The 20,920-nt window shown below is 71.4% G+C and carries 24 protein-coding genes and 2 tRNA genes; 10 read left to right on the plus strand and 16 right to left on the minus strand.

The annotated features are described in order from the left end of the window. Positions 1-36 precede the first annotated feature (36 nt). Complete coding sequence (locus F9C41_RS29605; protein ID WP_120321724.1) at positions 37-270, plus strand: Lrp/AsnC family transcriptional regulator; 234 nt, start codon at positions 37-39, stop codon at positions 268-270. Then, on the plus strand, positions 267-842 hold the full coding sequence (locus F9C41_RS29610; RefSeq protein WP_155390103.1) for a DUF3515 domain-containing protein: 576 nt from the start codon (positions 267-269) through the stop codon (positions 840-842). The genes F9C41_RS29605 and F9C41_RS29610 overlap by 4 nt, the downstream gene beginning before the upstream one ends. 5 nt (positions 843-847) lie before the next feature. Here F9C41_RS29610 and F9C41_RS29615 read toward each other — a convergent pair whose 3' ends face one another. Beyond that, the gene (locus tag F9C41_RS29615) at positions 848-1,957 is read right to left on the minus strand and encodes a D-alanine--D-alanine ligase family protein (RefSeq protein WP_230690117.1); all 1,110 of its coding nucleotides are present in this window, start codon (positions 1,955-1,957) and stop codon (positions 848-850) included. A gap of 83 nt (positions 1,958-2,040) precedes the next feature. On the opposite strand from F9C41_RS29615, the gene F9C41_RS29620 reads away from it, so the two are divergent. Continuing rightward, entirely contained in the window at positions 2,041-2,565 is a 525-nt protein-coding gene (locus tag F9C41_RS29620) for a hypothetical protein (RefSeq protein ID WP_155390105.1), read from the plus strand. Positions 2,566-2,675: 110 nt separating this feature from the next. On the opposite strand, the gene F9C41_RS29625 is transcribed toward F9C41_RS29620, so the two are convergent. The 3 genes from F9C41_RS29625 to F9C41_RS29635 are packed head-to-tail and all read right to left on the minus strand — an operon-like array spanning position 2,676 to position 5,577. Further along, a complete protein-coding gene (locus tag F9C41_RS29625) occupies positions 2,676-3,779 on the minus strand; it encodes a cystathionine gamma-lyase (RefSeq protein ID WP_155390106.1) in 1,104 nt (367 codons plus the stop codon). A 20-nt stretch (positions 3,780-3,799) separates the two neighbouring features. Further along, positions 3,800-4,792 carry an NAD(P)H-dependent glycerol-3-phosphate dehydrogenase gene (locus tag F9C41_RS29630; RefSeq protein ID WP_155390107.1) on the minus strand — a complete coding sequence of 331 codons (993 nt, stop codon included), beginning with the start codon at positions 4,790-4,792 and terminating at the stop codon, positions 3,800-3,802. Beyond that, a complete protein-coding gene (locus F9C41_RS29635; protein ID WP_155390108.1) occupies positions 4,789-5,577 on the minus strand; it encodes a lysophospholipid acyltransferase family protein in 789 nt (262 codons plus the stop codon). Before F9C41_RS29635 ends, F9C41_RS29630 begins: the two co-directional genes overlap by 4 nt. A gap of 265 nt (positions 5,578-5,842) precedes the next feature. Here F9C41_RS29635 and F9C41_RS29640 point away from each other — a divergent pair, with 265 nt between their 5' ends. From F9C41_RS29640 to F9C41_RS29650, 4 genes are all read left to right on the plus strand, one after another. Further along, on the plus strand, positions 5,843-6,502 hold the full coding sequence (locus tag F9C41_RS29640; RefSeq protein WP_196280010.1) for a CofC family guanylyltransferase: 660 nt from the start codon (positions 5,843-5,845) through the stop codon (positions 6,500-6,502). 10 nt (positions 6,503-6,512) lie between these two features. Then, on the plus strand, positions 6,513-6,710 hold the full coding sequence (locus F9C41_RS40880) for a cold-shock protein (RefSeq protein WP_196280011.1): 198 nt from the start codon (positions 6,513-6,515) through the stop codon (positions 6,708-6,710). 203 nt (positions 6,711-6,913) lie between these two features. Then, complete coding sequence (locus F9C41_RS29645) at positions 6,914-9,274, plus strand: RNA degradosome polyphosphate kinase (RefSeq protein WP_456236820.1); 2,361 nt, start codon at positions 6,914-6,916, stop codon at positions 9,272-9,274. After that, the gene (locus tag F9C41_RS29650) at positions 9,271-10,788 is read left to right on the plus strand and encodes a CYTH and CHAD domain-containing protein (protein WP_230690118.1); all 1,518 of its coding nucleotides are present in this window, start codon (positions 9,271-9,273) and stop codon (positions 10,786-10,788) included. The genes F9C41_RS29645 and F9C41_RS29650 overlap by 4 nt, the downstream gene beginning before the upstream one ends. Before the next feature lie 40 nt (positions 10,789-10,828). Here F9C41_RS29650 and F9C41_RS29655 read toward each other — a convergent pair whose 3' ends face one another. Then, positions 10,829-11,185 carry a DoxX family protein gene (locus F9C41_RS29655; RefSeq protein ID WP_155390110.1) on the minus strand — a complete coding sequence of 119 codons (357 nt, stop codon included), beginning with the start codon at positions 11,183-11,185 and terminating at the stop codon, positions 10,829-10,831. Positions 11,186-11,292: 107 nt separating this feature from the next. Between F9C41_RS29655 and F9C41_RS29660 the strand changes: the two genes are divergently transcribed. Further along, positions 11,293-11,958, plus strand: a complete 666-nt coding sequence (locus F9C41_RS29660) for a TetR/AcrR family transcriptional regulator (RefSeq protein ID WP_155390111.1) — start codon at positions 11,293-11,295, stop codon at positions 11,956-11,958. Between the two features lie 79 nt (positions 11,959-12,037). Here the strand turns inward: F9C41_RS29660 and F9C41_RS29665 are convergent, their stop codons facing one another. The 3 genes from F9C41_RS29665 to leuC form a co-directional block, all read right to left on the minus strand. Continuing rightward, entirely contained in the window at positions 12,038-12,667 is a 630-nt protein-coding gene (locus F9C41_RS29665; RefSeq protein ID WP_269058996.1) for an HU family DNA-binding protein, read from the minus strand. A 160-nt stretch (positions 12,668-12,827) separates the two neighbouring features. Next, positions 12,828-13,415, minus strand: coding sequence for a 3-isopropylmalate dehydratase small subunit (leuD, locus tag F9C41_RS29670; protein WP_155390113.1), 588 nt, complete (start codon positions 13,413-13,415; stop codon positions 12,828-12,830). Positions 13,416-13,431: 16 nt separating this feature from the next. Beyond that, on the minus strand, positions 13,432-14,844 hold the full coding sequence (gene leuC, locus F9C41_RS29675; protein WP_155390114.1) for a 3-isopropylmalate dehydratase large subunit: 1,413 nt from the start codon (positions 14,842-14,844) through the stop codon (positions 13,432-13,434). 66 nt (positions 14,845-14,910) lie between these two features. On the opposite strand from leuC, the gene F9C41_RS29680 reads away from it, so the two are divergent. Continuing rightward, positions 14,911-15,597, plus strand: coding sequence for an IclR family transcriptional regulator (locus F9C41_RS29680; RefSeq protein WP_120318463.1), 687 nt, complete (start codon positions 14,911-14,913; stop codon positions 15,595-15,597). 124 nt (positions 15,598-15,721) lie between these two features. Here the strand turns inward: F9C41_RS29680 and F9C41_RS29685 are convergent, their stop codons facing one another. The 7 genes from F9C41_RS29685 to F9C41_RS29715 all read right to left on the minus strand — a co-directional run bounded on the left by F9C41_RS29685 (position 15,722) and on the right by F9C41_RS29715 (position 19,224). Continuing rightward, the gene (locus F9C41_RS29685; protein ID WP_155390115.1) at positions 15,722-15,904 is read right to left on the minus strand and encodes a hypothetical protein; all 183 of its coding nucleotides are present in this window, start codon (positions 15,902-15,904) and stop codon (positions 15,722-15,724) included. A gap of 100 nt (positions 15,905-16,004) precedes the next feature. Beyond that, positions 16,005-16,080, minus strand: a tRNA-Glu gene (locus F9C41_RS29690). 133 nt (positions 16,081-16,213) lie between these two features. Next, positions 16,214-16,285 (minus strand) — tRNA-Gln (locus F9C41_RS29695). Positions 16,286-16,352: 67 nt separating this feature from the next. Next, positions 16,353-17,138: a fumarylacetoacetate hydrolase family protein gene (locus F9C41_RS29700; RefSeq protein ID WP_155390335.1), complete on the minus strand. Its 786-nt coding sequence runs from the start codon at positions 17,136-17,138 to the stop codon at positions 16,353-16,355. Positions 17,139-17,242: 104 nt separating this feature from the next. Then, positions 17,243-17,935 (minus strand): ABC transporter permease, encoded by a 693-nt coding sequence (locus tag F9C41_RS29705; protein ID WP_155390116.1) that lies wholly within the window; start codon positions 17,933-17,935, stop codon positions 17,243-17,245. A gap of 138 nt (positions 17,936-18,073) precedes the next feature. After that, positions 18,074-18,889 (minus strand): ATP-binding cassette domain-containing protein, encoded by an 816-nt coding sequence (locus F9C41_RS29710; protein WP_155390117.1) that lies wholly within the window; start codon positions 18,887-18,889, stop codon positions 18,074-18,076. Then, positions 18,886-19,224: a PadR family transcriptional regulator gene (locus F9C41_RS29715; RefSeq protein ID WP_155390118.1), complete on the minus strand. Its 339-nt coding sequence runs from the start codon at positions 19,222-19,224 to the stop codon at positions 18,886-18,888. The genes F9C41_RS29710 and F9C41_RS29715 overlap by 4 nt, the downstream gene beginning before the upstream one ends. A 67-nt stretch (positions 19,225-19,291) precedes the next feature. On the opposite strand from F9C41_RS29715, the gene F9C41_RS29720 reads away from it, so the two are divergent. Next, entirely contained in the window at positions 19,292-20,173 is an 882-nt protein-coding gene (locus F9C41_RS29720) for an RNA-binding protein (protein WP_196280030.1), read from the plus strand. 164 nt (positions 20,174-20,337) lie between these two features. Here F9C41_RS29720 and F9C41_RS29725 read toward each other — a convergent pair whose 3' ends face one another. After that, entirely contained in the window at positions 20,338-20,763 is a 426-nt protein-coding gene (locus F9C41_RS29725; protein ID WP_155390120.1) for a DUF350 domain-containing protein, read from the minus strand. Positions 20,764-20,920: the final 157 nt, after the last annotated feature.

Genomic DNA, 20,920 nt, shown 5'->3' on the forward strand with positions numbered 1-20,920 from the left:
GTACTTTCACAGGCGGCACGTGTGAAGGAGTCGTCCGTGGTCCACGCTTACATCTTGATTCAGACGTCGGTCGGCAAGTCCGTCGACGTCTCCGCGGCCATCGGCGAAATCCAGGGTGTCACCCGGGTGGACGCGGTGACCGGCCCGTACGACGTGATCGCCATGGTCGAGGCGCACACCGTCGACGAACTGGGCAAACTGGTGCTGTCACAGATCCAGTTGATACCCAACATCACCCGCACCCTGACGTGCCCCATCATCCACCTATGAGTAACGACCAGACGGCACGGTCGGGCCGACAGTCCCCCAAGACGATCGCCACCGTGGTGGCGCTGCCCATCGCACTGCTCGCGGGGTTCGGCTTCTTCCAGGCCATGCGGCCGCCGGCGGAGCCCGCCCCGGAGCCCAGCGTCGCTGCCGGCCCGCAGGTGATGCCCACCACGCCGGTGCCGATGGACGCCCCCGCCCTGAACGAGCGGCAGACCACGGTGTGCCGCGCGCTGCTGTCGCAGCTGCCCGACCAGGTCCGCGACCTGCCGCGCCGTGAGGTCACCGCCGGTCACGAGCAGAACGCGGCGTACGGCGACCCGGCTCTGGCGCTCGCCTGCGGCGGCCCGTCCCCGAGCTACCCGCCCACCGACGACGTGTTCACCCTGGACGGCGTCTGCTGGCACAAGGGCGACGGCGCGTGGACCACGGTCGACCGCGAGGTGCCCGTGCGGGTCACCGTCCCGGCGGCGTACGACCAGCCCGGCCAGTGGGTCATCAACTTCTCCAAGACGCTGATCGCCACCGTGCCCCACGCCGAGCGCATCCCGGTGGGCTGCGGCACCCGCGCCTGACCTGTCTAGTGCAGGCCGGTGCCGCGCCGCTGAGCGGTGCGGATCAGGCGGGAGACGAGCTTCGGGTAGTCGAGGCCGCTGGCCGCCCACATCCGGGGGAACATGCTGGTCGAGGTGAAGCCCGGCATGGTGTTGATCTCGTTGAGGTAGACCTTCAGGTCGTCGGTGACGAAGAAGTCGACCCGGGCCAGCCCCGCGCAGTCCAGCGCGGTGAACGTGCGCACCGCCAGCTCCTGCACCTCGGCCGCGATCTCGGCGGGCAGGTTCGCGGGCAGGTCGTACTCGCAGTCCTCGCCGAGGTACTTCGCCTCGAAGTCGTAGAACTCGTGCCCGCCGGCCACCACCCGCACCTCGGCCAGCACGGACGCTTCGGCGCTGCCGCCGGCCTCGGTCTCCAGCACGCCGCACTCGACCTCACGCCCCACGATGCCCGCTTCGACGAGCACCTTCGGGTCGATCGCGCGCGCCTTGGCCAGCGCCGCGTCGAGCTGATCCCAGCTGGAGACCTTGGTGATGCCGAACGAGGACCCGGCCCGCGACGGCTTGACGAACACCGGCAGGCCCAGCCGCTCCTTGTCGGCCTCGCTGAGCTCCTGGCCGTTGCGCAGCACCGCGTACGGCCCGATCGGGATGCCCTCGGCGGCGGCGAGCTTCTTGGTGAACTCCTTGTCCATGGCGGCCGCGGAGGCGAACACGTTGGCCCCGACGTACGGGATGCCCGCCATCTCCAGCAGCCCCTGGATGGTGCCGTCCTCGCCGTAGGCCCCGTGCAGTGCCGGGAAGACCACGTCGACCCCGGCCAGCGCGGCGGCGCCCTCGGCGGGCTCCAGCACGACCAGCTCGTGGCTGGTCGGGTCGGCGGGCAGCACGATGGCCTGGCCGGAGGCGGCGGTGATCTCGGGCAGGCTGCGGCCCTCGATGGCGAGCTGTGCCGGGTCGCCGGAGGTGAGCACCCAGCGGCCCTCCTTCGTGATGCCGACCGGCACGACCTCGAACTCGGCCGGGTCGAGCGCGGCCAGGATGCTGCCCGCGCTGACGCAGGAGATGGCGTGCTCGGTGCTGCGACCGCCGAAGACGACGGCGACACGGGTCTTACGCTGGCTGCTTTCACTCACGCGGCTGACCCTACCGTGCGTTGTGGCGATCCGGTGAAGAGCACGTCGCACGGCACCCCAGGGTGGCACTACCATCCCGGAGCGTGACCCCTCAGGCGCGATTGCGGCGCATCCGGTACTGGCTCATCTTCTTCATCGTCGGCCTCGTGCTCAGCGGCGTGACGGCCTTCCCCCTGGTCACCGAGCTGCGCTGGGTGGACGGCCTGCTCCGGGAGAGCTGGGTGCCCGCCCCCGACGCGCTGGTCGACTTCATCGGCACGGTCCGCACCGGCGCGGAGACCGCCGACCGGGACTTCCCGTTCCTGGCCTACGGCACCGACTGGCTGGCCTTCGCCCACCTGGTCATCGCGATGGCCTTCTACGGCCCGCTGCGCGACCCGGTCCGCAACCTCTGGGTGATCCACTGGGGCATGCTGTGCTGCGTCGCGGTGGTCCCGCTGGCGCTGATCGCCGCCCCGATCCGCGGCCTGCCCTGGTGGTGGATCCCGATCGACATCTCCTTCGGCCTGTTCGGCATCGTCCCGCTGCTGATCGTCCGCCGCCACATCCTCGCCCTGGCGGCTGCCGAATCCGCCCCGGCCACACCCGCCGCCGCCGTGGTCGGCTAGATCCACCGAGTTGCCTGGCAACCGGTCGTATCCCAGGTCAAGATATGCACGATTGCCAGGCAAGTCCGACGATCAACGCGGGCGGCGTGCGGCGGGCCCGGTAGCCCCCATTAGAGCTTCGCGGCGGTGTCCAGGGCCTGGGTGAGATCGGCGAGCAGGTCCTCGGTGTCCTCTACGCCGCAGGAGAAGCGCACGAAGCCGGGCGGGACGCTGTCGCCCCACTGGTGGCGGCGGTCGGCGCTGGAGTGCAGGCCGCCGAAGCTGGTCGCCGCGGCGACCAGGGCCGAGGCACGCAGGAACGCCGCCACGTGCTCGGCCGAGGGCAGCTCGAACGAGACCAGTCCGGGAATGATGCGCATCTGGCGGGCAGCCAGATCGCTGTCGCCGGCCCAGCGGACCGCCTCGACCAGCGGGTGCTCGCGCAGCAGCGCCGCCACCGCGGCCCCGTTGGCGGACTGCTGGCGCAGCCGCAGGGCGAGGGTGCCCATGGACCGCCGCGCCAGCCAGCACTCGAACGGGCTGGGCACCGCACCGGCCAGGGTGCGGAACTGCCGCATCCCGTCGAGCAGTTCCGCCGAGTTCGTCGCGGCGTACCCCAGCAGCATGTCGGAGTGCCCCGCGAGGGCCTTGGTGCCGGAGGCGACGACCACGTCGGCGTCGAGTTCCAGGGGCCGCTGGCTGAGCGGGGTGGCGGTGGTGTTGTCGACCGCGACCAGTGCCCCGGCGGCGTGCGCGGCCCGCGCGACCGCGGCGATGTCGACCAGGTCCAGGCCCGGGTTGGCCGGGGTCTCCAGCAGCACCAGCCGGACGCCCTCGAACGACGGGTACGGCCCTGAGGTGGGCACTTCGACGGTGGTCACGCCGAGGCCGGCCAGCGTGGACGCGGCGAAGGAGCGGACGTTGTAGTACCCGTCCGAGGGGATCATCAGGGTGTCGCCCGTGCGCAGCACCGACAGCAGCAGGGCGGTGATCGCCGCCTGGCCGCTGGCGAAGGCGAGGCAGTCGCCGCCCTCGAGCTCCCCGATCGCGCTCTCCAGCAGTCGCCGGGTGGGGTTGTCGCCCCGCCCGTACCCGTCGACGCCGGGCGTGTAGCCCTCCGGGTCGAGGTGGTAGGGCGCGGCGAACACGGGACCGGGCAGCATCGGTGCTCCCGGGACGGGTTCGGGCATGCCTGCATGGAGGGAACGGGTGCTGTCCCCGTACTGCATTGTCATGCAGAGAACGTAGCCCCTGGTCACTCCGCCTTGGTCGAGCGGGACATCAGCGCCGCGACGGCGACCTTCGGGTCGACGCCCTCGTGGCAGACCCGCTCCACCTGCTCGGTGATCGGCATCTCGACGCCGTGCGAGCGGGCCAGATCCCGGATCGCGAGGCAGCTCTTGACACCCTCGGCGGTGTACCGGGTCGCGGCCTGGGCCTGTTCGAGGCTCTTGCCCCGGCCGAGGTGCTCGCCGAAGGTGCGGTTGCGCGACAGCGGCGACATGCAGGTGCCCACGAGGTCGCCGAGCCCGGCCAGGCCGGAGAAGGTCAGCGGGTCCGCGCCGAGCGCGACGCCCAGCCGCGCGGTCTCGGCCAGCCCACGTGTGATCAGCATCGCCTTGGTGTTGTCGCCCAGCCCCATGGCGTGCGCGATGCCGAACGCCAGCGCGATCACGTTCTTGACCGCCCCGCCCAGCTCGCACCCCACCACGTCGTCATTGGTGTACGGCCGGAAGTAGGGCGTGGTGATCGCATGCTGCACCCGGGTGGCCCGGTCGATGTCGCTGCAGGCGACCACGGTCGCGGCCGGCTGCTCCAGCGCGATCTCGCCGGCCAGGTTCGGGCCGCTGACCACGGCGACGCGGTCCGGCGCGACCCGCGCCGCCTCGACGATGACCTGGCTCATCCGCTGGGTGGTGCCCAGCTCGATGCCCTTCATCAGCGACACCAGGGTCGAGTCGTCGGCCAGGTCGGCAGCCCAGTCGCCCAGGTTGACCCGCAGCGTCTGCGACGGCACGGCGAGCACGACCAGCTCGGCGCCCTTGATCGCCTCGGTCGCCGACGCGGTGGCGGTCACCCGTTCGCCCAGCGGCGTGTTCTCCAGGTACTCCGGATTGCGGCCGGTGTCGCGGATGGCGGCGGCGATCTCCGGCCGGCGCGCCCACAGCACCACGTCGTTGCCCGCGTCGCCGAGGATCTTCGCGAACGCGCTGCCCCAGGAACCGGCGCCGAGCACGGCCGCCCTCATCGGGCCCCGTCCTTGGTGGCGGCGTCCGGCGCGGCGGGCTTCCCCGCGGCGGCGTCGGAGTTCGCGGCCTGGTCGGCCGTGGCGTCGCTGCCGGTGGCGCTCCAGATCGGCGGGGCCTGGCCGCCGCGGATCTCGGCGAGCAGGTCGCGCAGGCGGATCATGACCGCGTCCGTCATCTCGTTGAGCACCGTCGCGCTCGGCTCCGCGCCGGCCCACTTCGACAGGTCGACCGGCGGCCCGGCCCACAGCGACACCGGGATCTTCGGCATGAGCCGGATCTTCTTGGTACGCGGGTCGAAGATCTTCTCCGGCCCCCAGGTCGCGATCGGGATCACCGGGGCGCCGGTGGCCAGGGCCAGCCGGGCCACGCCGGTCTTGCCCCGCATCGGCCACAGGTCGGGTTCCTTGGTGGTGGTGCCCTCGGGGTAGATGACGATCGCGCCGCCCGCCCGCACCGCCTCCACCGCGGCGTCGAGCGCCTTGACCGCATCAGCCGTGCCCCGGTGCACCGGGATCTGGCGGCACCAGTACAGGATCTTCCCGGCGAGCGGGATCCGGAAGACGCTCTCCTTGCCCAGGAACTGCGGCCAGCGGCCGGAGTCGTAGACGTAGTGCGCGGTGGTGAACGGGTCGGCGTGCGACACGTGGTTGACCGCGAGGATCACGCCGCCCTCGGCCGGGATGTGCTCCCAGCCACGCCAGTCCCGCCTGGTCAGCGCGATCATCGGCGGCTTGACCAAGCACACCGCGAATCGTGACCAGAAGCCCAGCCTGCGCCGCGCCAACGAAGCCTCCCTGTCCTCCACCCGTTCGCATGCCCGCGTCAGGGTGTCTGTAACACCGCCCGCGAGTGAATCCTCACGGATCATGGTCCGTCCCCGGGCGTTCCGCCACGCACCGGGGCGCTCGGCGGACCGGCCCGTCGCTGCCGCGACCCGCCGTCGTGCCGTCCATGTTCAGCGCATCATGCCATGTCCGCACGGGTGACGACCTCAGCCGCCGGAGGCCGCCGCCCCGCTGACCGACCGGACGGGCTGCCAGAATGGCCGAGTGTACGCACCCGGAGTCACCGTGCTGGTGCCGCTGAAGCCGCTCGCCGAGGCGAAGAGCCGGCTGCGCGGGGCCGCCGCCCGGCACGAGGATCTGGTGCTGGATCTCGCCCGTGCCACCGTCTCCGCCGCGTTGGCCGCCGCGGGAGTGGCGAGGGTGCTGGTGGTGACCCGGGACTCCCGCGCGGCGGCCGTGCTGCGCGCCTGCGGCGCGGGCGTGCTGTCCGACGAGGGCCGGGATCTGAACGATGCGCTCCGGCGGGCGGCGGCCGCGGTGGCCGGAATCGGCGAACCACCCGGCGGAGCTCCCGTCGGCGCCGGGAACCGACGCCGTCGGGCGGCTGCCGCCGGGCCGGTGGTGGCGCTGCCCGCCGACGTCCCGGCGCTGCGCCCCACGGAGTTGTCCGAAGCGCTGGCCGCGGCGGCCGGGCGCCGGGCGTTCGTGCCGGACGCGGCGGGTGTGGGCACGGTGCTGCTGGTGGCCGCGCCCGGCGGTGCGCTCGATCCGCGGTTCGGGCCGGGGTCGGCCGGCGCGCACGAGCGCTCCGGCGCGCTACGCCTGGCCGGGGCGTGGCCGACGCTGCGGCGCGACGTCGACACCGCCGCCGATCTCGCCGTGGTGCGGGGCTGGGGGGTGCTCTGCGAGGACGTGACCGCGTAGCGTGAACGCCATGCAGGGCACCGTCGCGACATTCGACCCCGAGACCCGGAGCGGCTCGCTGCTGCTCGACGACGGCACCCCGGTCGCCTTCGACCAGGCCGCGTTCGACGCCTCCGGGCTGCGGCTGCTGCGCCTGGGCCAGCGGGTGCGCCTGGAACACGACGCCGACGGCCGGCTGCGCCGGGTCACCATTCCCACCATGCCCTGATCTGTGCCGGGTGTGACCCGCGTCCGGTTGCCGAGCGTCGGCCATCGCCGCGCTGAGCCGAGTTCATCTCTTGTTCACTCCGATAGGGCAAAAATGAGTTGGTGAGCGCAGCCCCGCGACGACCCCGCAAGAAGGCCGGCAACGCCCCGCCGCCGGCCCCGTCCACGCCCGTGGAGGCCCCTGCGGCTTCCGCGGACACCTCTGTGCCGCCCTCCGCCGACGCTGTCGTCGTGACGGACGTCCCGGCACCGCCCGCCGACACCGTCGTTGCGCAGGCCTCACCGGAGCAGACCGCCGCGACGGACCGCTCCCCCGGGCCGGTCACCGGCTCCCCTGACCCGGCCGGCTCGACCGAGCCGGCCGCCGACCGGGCCGTGCTGAGCGGCCCGACCGAGCCGACCACCCGGCCGCATCCGGCCAGCCCGCCGGTCACCGTGGTCGTCCCGGAGTTCGCCAGCACCGCGCTGACCGAGCTGCCCGAGGACCGCTACTTCAACCGCGAGGTCTCCTGGCTCGACTTCAACGCCCGCGTGCTGGCACTGGCGGAGGATCCGCGGCTGCCGCTGCTGGAGCGGATGAAGTTCATGGCGATCTTCGCCAGCAACCTCGACGAGTTCTTCATGGTCCGCATCGCGGGCCTGCGCCGGCGGCTGGAGACCGGGCTGCCCACCCGCGGCGCCGACCGGCTGCCGCCCCGGGCACAACTGGAGATGGTCTCCGAGCGCACCGCCGAACTGGTCGCCGACCACGCCGCCGAGTTCACCAAGGTGATCCGCCCCGCCCTGGCCAAGGCCGGCATCCACATTCTGGGCTGGACGGATCTGGAGCACGCCGAGCGCGAGCAGATGCGGGTCTACTTCCGCGAGCACGTCTTCCCGGTGCTGACCCCGCTGGCGTTCGACCCGTCGCACCCGTTCCCGTACATCTCGGGCCTGTCGCTCAACCTCGCCGCGGTGGTGCGTGAGCCGGAGACCGGCCAGGAGCTGTTCGCCCGGGTCAAGGTGCCCAACAACGTGCCGCGGTTCGTCCGGATCGAGCAGGCGGGCCGGACCACGGCGGAGGGCCGCAACACCTACCGCTTCCTGGCGATCGAGGAACTGATCGCCAACGAGCTCGGCCAGCTCTTCTCCGGCATGGAGGTGGTGGAGCGGCACGCGTTCCGGGTGACCCGCAACGCCGAGGTCGAGATCGACGAGGACCGCGACGAGGACCTGCTGCAGGCCATGGAGCGGGAGCTGATGCGGCGGCGGTTCGGCCCGCCGGTGCGGCTGGAGGTAGCCGCGGACATCTCCGACCACGTGCTGCAAACCCTGGTCACCGAACTGGAAGTGGACTCACGGGATGTGCTGCGGGTGCCCGGCCCGCTGGACCTGTCCGGGCTCATGCAGCTCTACGACTGCGACCGCCCGGATCTGAAGGACCCCCCTTTCGTCCCGGCCACTCACGCCCGGCTGCGTGAGGGCGAGTCGACCCGCAGCATGTTCAACATCCTGCGCGACGGCGACATCCTGGTGCACCACCCGTACCACTCCTTCTCCACCAGCGTGCAGCGCTTCATCGAGCACGCCGCGGCCGATCCGCACGTGCTGGCCATCAAGCAGACGCTGTACCGGACCTCGGGCGACTCCCCGATCGTCGACGCCCTGATCGCCGCGGCCGAGGCGGGCAAGCAGGTGGTGGTGCTGGTCGAGGTCAAGGCGCGCTTCGACGAGAAGGCCAACATCGGCTGGGCGCGGATGCTGGAGCGGGCGGGCTGCCACGTCGTGTACGGCCTGATCGGCCTGAAGACGCACTGCAAGACCGCGCTCGTGGTGCGGGAGGAGGGCGGGCAGATCCGCCGGTACTGCCACGTCGGCACGGGCAACTACCACCCCAAGACCGCCCGGCTGTACGAGGACTTCGGTCTGCTCACCGCCGATCCGGAGGTCGGCGCGGACCTGACCGACCTGTTCAACACGCTGACCGGCTACAGCCGCCAGACGGCGTACCGGCGGCTGATGGTGGCTCCGCACGGCATCCGGGCGGGCATCATCGAGCGCATCGAGCGGGAGGCCGGCTTCGCCCGCGAGGGCCGACCCGCGCTGGTGCAGATCAAGGTGAACTCGCTCGTCGACGAGCAGGTCATCGACGCCCTCTACCGCGCCTCCCAGGCGGGTGTGCACATCGACCTGCTGATCCGCGGCATGTGCGCGCTGAAGCCCGGGGTGCCGGGGCTGTCGGACAACATCCGGGTGCGCTCGATCCTGGGCCGCTTCCTGGAGCATTCGCGGCTGTTCCGCTTCGGCAACGGCGACGTGACCGCGGGCAGGGGGCGGGCCGAGTTCTGGATCGGCTCGGCCGACATGATGCACCGCAACCTGGACCGCCGGGTCGAGGCGCTGATCCAGGTGACCGACCAGCCGTCCCGGACCGAGCTGGCCGAGCTGCTGAACGCGTCGATGTCGGACCGGATCGAGGCGTTCGACCTCAATCCGGACGGCACCTGGACCCGGCACATCTCCACTTCGGATCATCCCCGGGTCGATTTGCAGGCGTCGCTGCTGGAGCGGATGCTTAAGCGGTGACCTTGGAGGAGGAGCGCAAGTACGACGTATCGCCCTCGTTCACGCTGCCCGAGCTCGCCGTGGCGGATGCCCGCCCGGCGGCTCGGCCGGCCGTGACCCTGACCGCGACCTACTTCGACACCGCCGGCCTGCGGCTGGCCCGGGCCGGGGCGTCGCTGCGCCACCGTGTCGGCGACCCGTTGCCGTGGACGGTCAAGCTGCCCACGGCGGTGCCCGGGGTGCGGCAGGAGATCTCGCTGGCGGGCGACGACCCGGCGGTGCCGCCGGCGGCGCTGACCTGGCTCGTCGCGGCACTGACCAGGGGGTCTCCGCTGACTCCGGTCGCGGTGCTGCGCACCCGGCGGCAGCGGGTGGACCTGTGCGACGCCGCGGGCTCCCGCCTGGCCGAGGTCGCCGACGACACCGTCGAGGTGCTCTCCGGCACGGCGGTGCCGCGCACGTTCCGCGAGATCGAGGTCGAGCGCGCGGGCGGGTCGCCCGAACTGCTGTCCGCTGTGGAGGAGCTGCTGCTGGCGGCGGGCGCCCGGGCGGGCGGGTTCACGCCCAAGCTCGTGCGGGCGCTGGGGGCCGCGGCGGCGTACCCCCCGGATCTGCTGCCCCCGGCCGCCACCCTGCCCGCGACCGCGCGGGCCGCGGACGTGGTCATCGCCGCGGTGCGCGGCGCGGTGGCACGCATCGTGGCGCACGATCCCCTGGTGCGCCTGGACGAGCCGCTGCCCGACGGGGACACCGCCGTGCACCAGATGCGGGTCGGCGTCCGGCGGCTGCGCTCGGACCTGCGCACCTTCAAGCCGCTACTGGACCAGCGCTGGGCCCGGCCGCTGCGGGCAGAGCTGGGCTGGCTGGGTGATCTGCTGGGTGCGGCGCGCGACGCGGAGGTGCTGCGCGATCGGCTGCGCGCCACGGCCGCCGCCGTGCCCGCGACCGACGAGGGCGAGCTGGCCGCCCTGGACACGATCCTGGCGGCCCGGCGCGAGCGGGCCTACACGGACCTCCTGGACGCCCTGCGTACCCGCCGGTACCTGGCCCTGATGGAACGGCTCACCGCGGCCACCCGGCGCGTCCCGCTGTCACCCGCGGCCACGGCGCCCGCCGCGCAGGCGCTGCCCGGGCTGCTCGCCCGTCCCTGGCGTCGCCTGGTCCACGGCGGCAAGGGCGTGCCCGGGGCGGGCTCGCTGAAGCGTTCCGCGCCCGATGTGGACTGGCACCAGGTGCGCATCCACGTCAAACGCGCCCGGTACGCCGCCGAGGCGGCCGCGGCCGCCGGCGACCAGCCCACCCGTCGCCTGGCCAAGTCCCTGGCCCGCCTCCAGGACGCCCTCGGCGAGCACACCGACGCCGCCCTGGCCGCCGGCACCTGGCTCACCCTGGCCGAGTCCCACCCCCACCTGGCCGCCACCCTGACCCGCCTGGCCGCCCACGAACGCGCCCAAGCCAACACCACCCGCGCCGCCTATCCGGCCCGCTGGCACAAGACCGCAAGGAAGGGCACCTTCTTATCGCTGCATGCATAGGAAGGTGCCCTTTTTAACCCTCACCCCGTGAATGCGCTGATCAGAAGCGGCCGAGTGCCACGAACAGCGCCAGCGCGCCGAGCACGACGTTGGTGGCGATGCCCGGGTATTCCTTACGACGCGCGTGCACCACGGCCGCCAGCACCATGATGACGACCAGGCCCGACGCGGCCAGCGGGGTGAGGATCGGGGCGATGCCGGTCGCCCAGGGCAGGATCAGGCCGATGCCCGCCAGCAGCTCGGTGACGCCGACCAGCCGCAGCGTGCCGAGCGAGTAGTCGTTCACCCACGGCATCTTCGGGGCCAGGTCCTCCTTGCTCTTGGTGGACTTCATCACGCCGGCGCCGAGGAAGGCCACGCCGAGCAGGATCTGCACGACCCAAAGGGCGATGTTCACGAGAATCTCCTTGTCGAACGAGAGGCTAAGTGGTGGATCTCCTCCGTTTGTGAGGGGACGGTAGCACTAACCGGAGGCGCTCCTCCAGTCCTGCTACCCTGGTGATCATGGTGGAACCACCGCTGCGCGCCGACGCCGCCCGCAACCGCGAGCGCATCGTCGACGCCGCCTGTGATGCCTTCGCGGAGCGCGGCTTCGACGTGCCGCTGGAGGAGATCGCCGCCCGGGCCGGGGTCGGCATCGCCACGCTCTACCGGCGCTTCCCCGCCCGCGACGACCTGATGGTCGCGGCCGCGTCCCGCAAGTTCGACCAGTACGAGCACGCGCTGCACACGGCCGAGCAGGCCCCCGACGGCTGGACCGGCTTCGCCGGTTACGTGCAGGAGGTGTGCCGCATGCAGGCGGCCGACGGCGGGCTCGCCGACGTGCTCACCATGTCGTTTCCCGGGGCGTCTGAGTTCGAGGCCCGCCGCACCGCGCTCTACCACGGTTTCGTGGGCCTGGTGGAGCGCGCCAAGGCCGAGGGTTCGCTGCGCGAGGACTACGTTCCGGAGGATCTGCCGCTGATGCTGATGGCCAACGCGGGCGTGCTGCGCGGGACCGCCCAGGCGGCGCCGAACGCGTGGCGGCGGCTGGTGGGCTACCTGCTGCAGGCGTTCCGGACCGGCGCCGACCCCGAACCACTGCCTCCGCCGCCGACTCCGCGCCAGACGGTGCGCTCCATGCTGCGCATCTCCGGCTGCCAAGGCCGCTCCCAGCCGCCGCAGCGCTGAAAGAGAGCACAGAGCTGCGCCCACGCCGTCTCAGATCGGCGTGGGCGCGGCTTTGTTCAGGAAGGGATATCGGGACCGGTCAGCGTTTGGCGGCCTTCTTGGCGGGGGCCTTCTTGGCCGTGGTCGCCTTGGCGGTCGTCTTCTTCGCCGCGGTGGTGGCCTTCGCGGTCACGGTCTTCTTGGCCGGGGCCGCCTTCGCCGCCGTGGTCTTCTTGGCGGTGGTGGCCTTGGCCGCGGTCGCCTTCGCCGTGGTGGCCTTGGCCGCGGTCGCCTTGGCGGTGCTCTTGGTCGCGGTCTTCTTGGCCGGGGCCGTCTTCGACGCGGCGGTGGCCTTGCTCGCGGCCGGGCGGGTGCTGGCGCCGACGGTCTTCTTGGCGGCGGACTTCGCCGCCTTCTTCGCCGGGGCGGCGACCTTGCCGACGGCCACCGTGTCCTTGAAGCCCGCGCCGGGCCGGAAGGCCGGCACCGACGTCTTCTTCACCTTGACCGCCTCGCCGGTGCGCGGGTTGCGCGCCATGCGAGCGGCCCGGGCCCGCTTCTCGAAGACACCGAAGCCGGTCAGCGAAACCTTGTCGCCCTTGGTGACCGCGTTCTGGATCTCGGTGAGCGTGGCCTCCAGCACGGCCGCGGCGGTCTTCTTGTCAACCACGGTCGAGTGAGCGGCGATCGCGTCGATCAGCTCAGTCTTGTTCACGGATTCCTCCCGTATGGTGCTACTGGACTCATAACAGTCATTCTGTGCGCACAGTAGGCCCAACGTCAGCAATATGCCAACAGGAGGGTTAAAAACCACCTATGTGTCGCAAAGAAAATTGCCCCCATCCTGATAACAGGACGGGGGCAATAACGTTGCTGTCGCGGTTCAGCACCTATCCGACAAGTACCCCGAAAGCCGGGCGGTGGCCTTCGAACGCCGTGATCGCCTCTTCGTGGCGCAGCGTCAAACCGATGTCGTCCAAGCCTTCCATCAGCCGCCAGCGCAGGAAGTCGTCGAGGTCGAAAGCCCAGCTCTGCCCACTCGCGCGGACCTCCCGAGCGACCAGGTCGACCTCGATCGCGGTGGCCGGGTCGGCCTCCACCAGGTCCCACAACGTCTCCACGGCCGCCTGCGGCAGCTCCACCGTCAGCAGACCCTGCTTGAGCGAGTTGCCCCGGAAGATGTCGCCGTACCGCGGGGAGATGACCACCCGGAAGCCGTAGTCGTTGAGGGCCCAGACCGCGTGCTCGCGCGACGATCCGGTGCCGAACTCCGGGCCGGCGACCAGCACGCTGGCCCCGGCGTAGACCGGGTTGTTCAGCACGAACGACGGGTCCTCCCGCCAGGCGCTGAACAGGCCGTCCTCGAAGCCCGTGCGGGTGACCCGCTTGAGGTACACCGCCGGGATGATCTGGTCGGTGTCCACGTTGGAACGCCGCAGCGGCACCGCGGTGCCGGTGTGAACGGTGAACTTCTCCATTTCGATCTACCTCGGTTCAGCGGGCGCCGACGGCGTCCAGGTCGGCGGGAGCGGACAGGTGGCCGGTCACGGCGGTCGCCGCGGCCACCGCCGGGGACACCAGGTGGGTACGGCCGCCCTTGCCCTGCCGCCCCTCGAAGTTGCGGTTGGACGTCGACGCCGAGCGCTGGCCCGGCTTCAGGGTGTCCGGGTTCATGCCCAGGCACATCGAGCACCCGGCGAACCGCCACTCGGCGCCCGCCTCGGTGAAGACCTCGTGCAGGCCTTCCTCCTCGGCCTGCGCGCGCACCGCGGCCGAACCCGGCACCACCAGCATCCGCACACCGTCGGCCACCTTGCGGCCACGCAGCACGTCCGCGGCGGTGCGCAGGTCCTCCAGCCGCCCGTTGGTGCAGGAGCCGACGAAGACCACGTCCACCGCCAGGTCGCGCAGCGGCGTGCCCGGGGTGAGGTCCATGTACTCCACCGCCCGGCGGGCCGCGGCGCGCTCCGACTCGGACGCGAACGACTCGGGATCGGGGATCACGGCGTCCAGCGAAGCGCCCTGACCCGGGTTGGTGCCCCAGGTGACGAACGGCGTCAGCGCGCTCGCGTCGAGGAACACCTCCTTGTCGAAGGTCGCGCCGTCATCCGTGGGCAGGCTGCGCCAGTACGCCACGGCGTCGTCCCAGTCCTGGCCCTTGGGCGCGAAGTTGCGGCCCTTCAACCAGGCGAACGTGGTCTCGTCCGGCGCGATCAGGCCGGCCTTGGCGCCCCACTCGATGGACATGTTGGAGACGGTCATCCGCCCCTCCATGCTCAGCTTCTCGATGGCGGGGCCGCGGTACTCCACCACGTAGCCCCGGCCACCGCCGGTGCCCTCCTGGGTGATCAGGGCCAGGATCAGGTCCTTGGCCGAGACGCCCGGGGGCAGCTCGCCGGTGACGGTGACCGCCATCTGCTTGGGCAGCGCCTGCGGCAGCGTCTGCGTGGCCAGCACGTGCTCCACCTCGGAGGTGCCGATGCCGAAGGCCAGCGCGCCGAAAGCGCCGTGCGTCGAGGTGTGCGAGTCACCGCAGACGATCGTCATGCCCGGCTGGGTCAGGCCCTGCTGCGGACCCATGACGTGGACGACGCCCTGCTGTGGGTCGCCGAGCGGGTGCAGTTTCACGCCGAATTCGGCGCAGTTGGCGCGCAGCGTCTCGATCTGCGTACGCGACACCGGGTCGGCGATCGTCAGCAGGTTGTCGGTGGGCGTGTTGTGGTCCTCGGTCGCGATCGTCAGATCGGTCCGGCGGACCTTGCGCCCGGCCAGCCGGAGGCCGTCGAAGGCCTGCGGGCTGGTCACCTCATGCAGCAGATGAAGATCGATATAGAGGAGGTCCGGTTCACCGTCAGCGCGGCGTACCACGTGTGCGTCCCAGACCTTCTGGGCAAGGGTCCTGCTCACTGGGTTGCTCCCACCATCTGGACATCCCGCATCTTGGGAGGTATGTTTCGGTCTGTGGGACACAGTATGTCTGGCGTGGGCGTCCTTGACAAGGCGGTAGTGATCCTTGCCGCGTGTGTCGACGGCGCCAGCCTCGCCGAACTCGTCGATCGCACCAAGCTGCCGAGAGCAACGGCGCACCGGCTGGCGCAGGCGCTGGAGATTCATCGGATGCTGGTACGGGACACGCAGGGACGTTGGCGTCCCGGTCCCCGCCTTGGAGAACTCGCGAACGCCGCCCCCGACGTCCTGTTGACAGCCGCAGAGCCGCTGCTGTCCGCATTGCGGGACGCCACCGGCGAGAGCGCACAACTTTACCTGCGCAGGGCCGACGAACGGCTCTGCGTCGCCGCCGCGGAACGGGCCAGCGGCCTGCGCGACACCGTGCCGGTCGGCGCGATCCTGCCGATGACGGCGGGCTCGGCGGCCCAGATCCTGCTCGCCTGGGAACCCCCCGAGGCGGTCATGCCCCTGCTCCCCCGCTGCAAGTTCACCGGCCGCACGCTGGCCGAGGTGCGCCGCCGCGGGTGGGCGCAGTCGGTGGCCGAGCGCGAGGCGGGTGTGGCCTCGGTCAGCGCCCCCGTGCGCGACCGCACCGGCCGCGTCATCGCCGCGATCAGCGTCTCCGGCCCCATCGAGCGCCTCGGCCGCCGCCCCGGCGACCGGCACGCGATGGCCGTCGTACGCGCCGGCCAGCGGCTCTCCGGACTCTGACCCGCCAACCCCCGCTGAGCGGAACCCGCCCCTCCAATAGACAGTGGCCTATCTGGATGACACTCCGGCGATCGGAGTCATCCAGATAGGCCAACGTCGATAGGAAGCCGGGTCCGTCGGGTCGTCACGGGCTCATGCTGCTCATGCCATCCGCGCTGCCGACCTCGCGCGCGGCGTGGATCATCGCGTTGCCGCCGTAGTAGTTCTCGGGCGGGTTGATGTGGCCGTGCCGCTTGCCGCGGCGGCCCGCGATGACCGCCAGCACGATGATGAGCGCGAGGACCGCGCCGCAGAGCAGGAACTTCATGCCCGCGGACGGTACTTCACCTGCACCACCGCCGCATGCCCCTGACTGGCAGCTCAACGAAAGAAGCCCACGAGCCTGGCTCGTGAGCTTCTTGAAAACCTGGTAGCCCCGAAGGGATTCGAACCCTCGCTACCGCCTTGAGAGGGCGGCGTCCTAGGCCGCTAGACGACGGGGCCAGGTCGATGTTCCGGAGAACACCTTCTTCAGTTTTCGACCGCCTGGCTGACTTCTCAGCTCGGCGGCCCGCTGAACTTTAGCAGGTCCAGCAGCCTCGCGCGAACCAGGCTCTCGCCCGATCTTGCTTGGTTGCTGGGGTACCAGGACTCGAACCTAGACTAACTGAACCAGAATCAGTTGGGCTGCCAATTACCCCATACCCCATTGGCACCGTTTCCGCTGCCGGGGATGAACTTTACCTGACCTCCCCGGCAGCGCCAAATCGGTATCCCTATCGCGCGGCGACCGGGTTGCGCAGCTCCCCCAGACCCTGGATCCGCACGGCCACCACGTCCTTCGCGACCAGCGGCGACACCCCCGCGGGCGTGCCGGTGAGGATGACGTCGCCGGGCAGCAGCGTCATGACGTGGGACACGTACGACACCAGCGTGGGCACGTCGAAGACCATCTGCGAGGTGCGGCCGAGCTGGCGCACCTCCTCGTTGACCTCGCAGCGCACCTCGGCGTCGGAGACGTCGACGGCGGTGTCGATCCACGGGCCGAGCGGGCAGAACGAGTCGAAACCCTTGGCCCGGGTCCACTGGCCGTCACTCTTCTGCAGGTCGCGTGCGGTGACGTCGTTGGCGATGGTGTACCCGAAGATCGCCTTCTCGGCCCCGGCCCGGTCCACCCGGCGCGCGCCGGTGGCGCCGATCACCACGGCCAGCTCGGCCTCGTGCTCGACCTGGTGCGACTGCTCGGGCAGCCGGATGATGTCGTGCGGCCCGATCACCGATGTGGACGGCTTGAGGAACAGCAGCGGCTCCTTGGGCACCTCCGCCCCGTGCTCGGCGGCGTGGTCGGCGTAGTTGCGCCCGACCCCGATCACCTTGCTGGGCAGGATCGGGGAGAGCAGGCGTACGTCGGCCAGCGCGTAGCGCTGCTCGGTGAGATCGAGCTCACCGAAGGGGTGGCCGTTGATCGCCCGTACCGTCAGCGCCTGGGCGCCGGCGTCGGGATCGCCCTCCACCACCCCGAACGACATGCCACCCGGATGAACAAAGCGTGCGATGCGCACCACAGCCCCCAGCTGAAGATCTTTTATCGGATTTCAGCTCCAACTTACGCCGTGGGCACGGTGTGACCTCGCTCGCTCCACCCGCGACGGATTCGGCGGCCGCCTCAGCGCCGCGCCACGAAGCGCAGGTGTGACCGCTGTCGCAGCCGGTAGCCGGAGGCCACCGCCACCACCGCCAGCAGCGCCGCCAGGCACACCACCGCGTGGATCAGGCCACGGGTCAGGTAACCGCCGTCGGTGTGGTCCACGGCGTAGGTGCCGATCTCCCGGCTGAACCAGAACGGCAGCAGCCGGGAGGCCGAACCGGCCGGGTCCATCATCATCTGCAGCCCCACCACGATGAGCAGCACCAGCATGCCCTCCAGCTCCCGCGGCAGGGCGGCGCTGAGGGCCAGCCCGAACGGCGCGGCGACCGCCACGGTCAGCAGCATGATGAGCGCGATCGCGCCGTACCGGATGTGCTCCTGGTCGATCCGGATCAGCACGTAGTAGGGCGCCGACAGCAGCAGGCCGACCGTCCACAGCGCGGCCAGCCGGCCCAGGTACAGGTGGCTGCTGCGGTATCCGGACAGCCGCAGCCGGGGTTCGACGGCGCGCGCCGCGCTGCCCGCGAACAGCGCCGCGGTGCTCATCGCCCAGCCGATCCCCAGGCACACGAACCGGATCGACTGCCCCGCGTGAGAGTCGCGGCGGCTGAGGTAGAACGCCAGCGGGAAGATCAGCAGGATGGCCAGCACGCCGCGGCGGCGGGCGATCTCCCGCAGCGCCATCTCGGCGACGACGAACGTCTTGCTCATGCCCGCTCCTCGCTACGCCCGTCACCGGCATGTCCGCCACGCCCCACGATTCGCTCGACAAGCTCGCTCATGCCAGCTCCTCGCTACGCTCGTCACCGGCATGTCCACCACGCCCCACGATTCGCTCGACAAGCTCGCTCATGCCCGCCCCCGCGGGGTCAGGTCCAGCACCGTGTCGACGCCGTCGCGGGTGTTCAGCAGGTGGGTCACCACCACGATCGCCTTGCCCGCATCGCGCCAGCGCCGCACCTGCTGCCAGAAGTCCAGATACGAACCCTGGTCGAAGCCCTGGTACGGCTCGTCCAGCAGCAGCACGTCGGGGTCGCCCAGGCCCGCCAGCACCAGGTTGAGCTTCTGCCGGGTGCCGCCGGACAGGTGCCGGGCCTGCGTGCCGCCCCGCGGATCCCAGTCCAGCGCGGCCGCGCCCGCCCGGCCGGTGTCGCGGGCGTCCGCCCGTGACATCCCGCGACCCGCGCCCACCAGCAGGAAATGCTCGTCGGGCACGAGGAAGTCGCTGGTGCCGCCGCCCTGCGGGCAGTAGCCGAGACTGCCGTGCACGCGCACCTCGCCCCGGTCGGGACTGACCAGGCCCGCGCAGATCCCGAGGAACGTGCTCTTGCCGGACCCGTTCGCGCCGACCACCGCGGCGACCTCGCCCGCGCGCACCGCCAGGCTCACCTCGCGCAGCACGGTGCGGCGGCCGTACCGCTTGGTGATCCCGACGACCTCCAGCAGCACCGGCCCGCCCGGCGCACGCCGCGGCGGCTCCGGGCGCACGCTCTCGGCGACCGTCGCGGCATACGCCTGCGGCGGCCCGAAGGCCCGCAGCGGGTCGTCCCCGCTCTCCCACAGGTGGGCCGCGGTCTCGGCGAGCACGTTGCCCGCCGTCTGTTCGGCCACCCCGTGCCGGCGCAGCTCGCCGGCGAGGGCATCGAGCCAGGTGTCGTGTCTCACCGTGCCGCCACCTCTCGCAGAATCGCGCTCACCCCGCCCGCGAAGGCCTCCCAGTCGGCGGCGGAGCGCCGCAGCGTCTCGGTGCCCGCCGGGGTGATCCGGTAGTACTTGCGGGCCGGGCCGGACCCGCCCTCACGCCAGTGCGCGACGACCTGGCCGCCGCGCTGCAGCCGCAGCAGCACCGGGTAGAGGGTGCCGCCCTGGATGCCGTCCAGCCCCGCGGCGTGCAGCGACTGGATCAGCTCGTAGCCGTAGGACTCGCGGTGCGCGAGCACGCCGAGCACGCACAGGTCGAGCACTCCCCGCAGCCATTGACTGCGTCGCTCCAGCTCCATGGCGCGAGACAGTAGCACAGCAAGCTAGTTGGTGTCGCTACCTAGTCCGCGCCGCCGGTACCCTGGCCTGGTGAAAACCGCCGCCATCGAGGTGCTGGACCCCGACGTCTGGCGTGCCCGCAGGCAGGCGCACGAGGAGCTGGTGGACGGCTGGCTGGCGCACCACCTGGCGCGCCGCCGCGACGGGGTCAAGCACCCCGTGCACGACTTCCTGTTCACGTACTACTCGCTGCGCCCCGCGCAGCTGCGCCGCTGGCACCCCGGCCACGGCGTCGTGCTGCGCGACGGCGCACCGGACCGCGACTACACCGCCGTCGACGGCGGGGTCCTGCTCGACCCCGCCCTGCTGGCCAAGCGGGCCGACTCGGTGCGCTGGATCCGCGACCTGCTGGCCGCGACCGCGTCCCGCCCCGCCCAGCTGGGCTGCTTCGGCATGCACGAATGGGCCATGGTCTACCGCCAGAGCCAGGACGAGGTCCGGCACAACTCCTGGCCGCTGCGCCTGTCGCCCGCCGCGACGGCCGAGGTGGTGCAGGACCGGGGCGTACGCTGCACCCACTTCGACGCGTTCCGCTTCTTCACCGCGCCCGCGCGCCCGCTCAACGTGCACCAGCCGACCCGTGAGCTGCAGCCCGCCCTGGAGCAGCCCGGTTGCCTGCACGCGAACATGGACCTCTACAAGTGGTCCTACAAGCTGTCCCCGCTGGTCCCGAGCGAACTGGTCACCGCCTGCTTCGCCCTGTCCCGCGAGATCCGCGAACTCGACATGCGCGCCAGCCCCTACGACCTCGCCGACCTCGGCTTCCCGCCGGTCCGCATCGAAACCCCCGAGGGCCGCGCCGAGTACGCCGCCGCCCAGCGCTCCTTCGCCGACCGCGCCGCCCCGCTCCGGGACGCGCTGCGGGTCCGTTGCGAGGCACTGCTCGCCGTGCCGTCGCCAGGGGCATGATCACTGTTCTGGGCCGAAAAGTGCGGTGGACCGCAGGTTCTGACCGCAAACAGCGATCTCCGCCGAACCGCCCTGAGGCAGGTGTCAGGAAGGGCACCTTCCTCCACCTATGGCGATGGGAAGGTGCCCTTGCTTCAGCTGGTGGGGCGGGGGTTGTGCTGCGGTCAGGCGATGCAGGCGCAGACGATGAGGGCCGCGCCGAAGTGGGTGGCGGCGGTGACCTTGGCGGCGGGGTGGGGCTCGATCTCGGCGATCATCTCGCCGAGGCGGCCGGGGGTCAGCCAGTCCAGGGCCAGGAAGGCCAGGGCCATCAGGCCGATGCCGAGGATTCCGAAGATCACCGTCGAGGCCAGGCCCTTGCCGAAGTCCTCGTAGCTGGTGAAGATCGCGGTGAACACGATCAGCGCGATGCCCAGCTGGTTCGCCGCCAGCAGCAGCGCCGCGTTGCTGCTGCGCTGGTGCCAGATCAGCTCACGCAGGCGGCCCGGCGTCAGCAGGTCCACCACGACGAATCCGACCGCCATCAGACAGATGCCGGCAATCCCGAACACCACGCTCTGCCACGCACCCGTGACCAGGTCCTGCACCATCTACGCCTCCACTGCATCCGAATGTCGCTCGGGAGGCTAGCGGACGCCCGCAACACGGGCGTCCGCACGGGGCTGACCAGGTTACCTACAGCGCACCCAGGCTGAGCCACCGATACCTGGGCTGCTAGAGCGCACCCAGGCTGAGCCACCGATACCT

The organism is Catellatospora paridis (genome assembly GCF_009720365.1).
Taxonomy (GTDB): domain Bacteria; phylum Actinomycetota; class Actinomycetes; order Mycobacteriales; family Micromonosporaceae; genus Catellatospora; species Catellatospora paridis.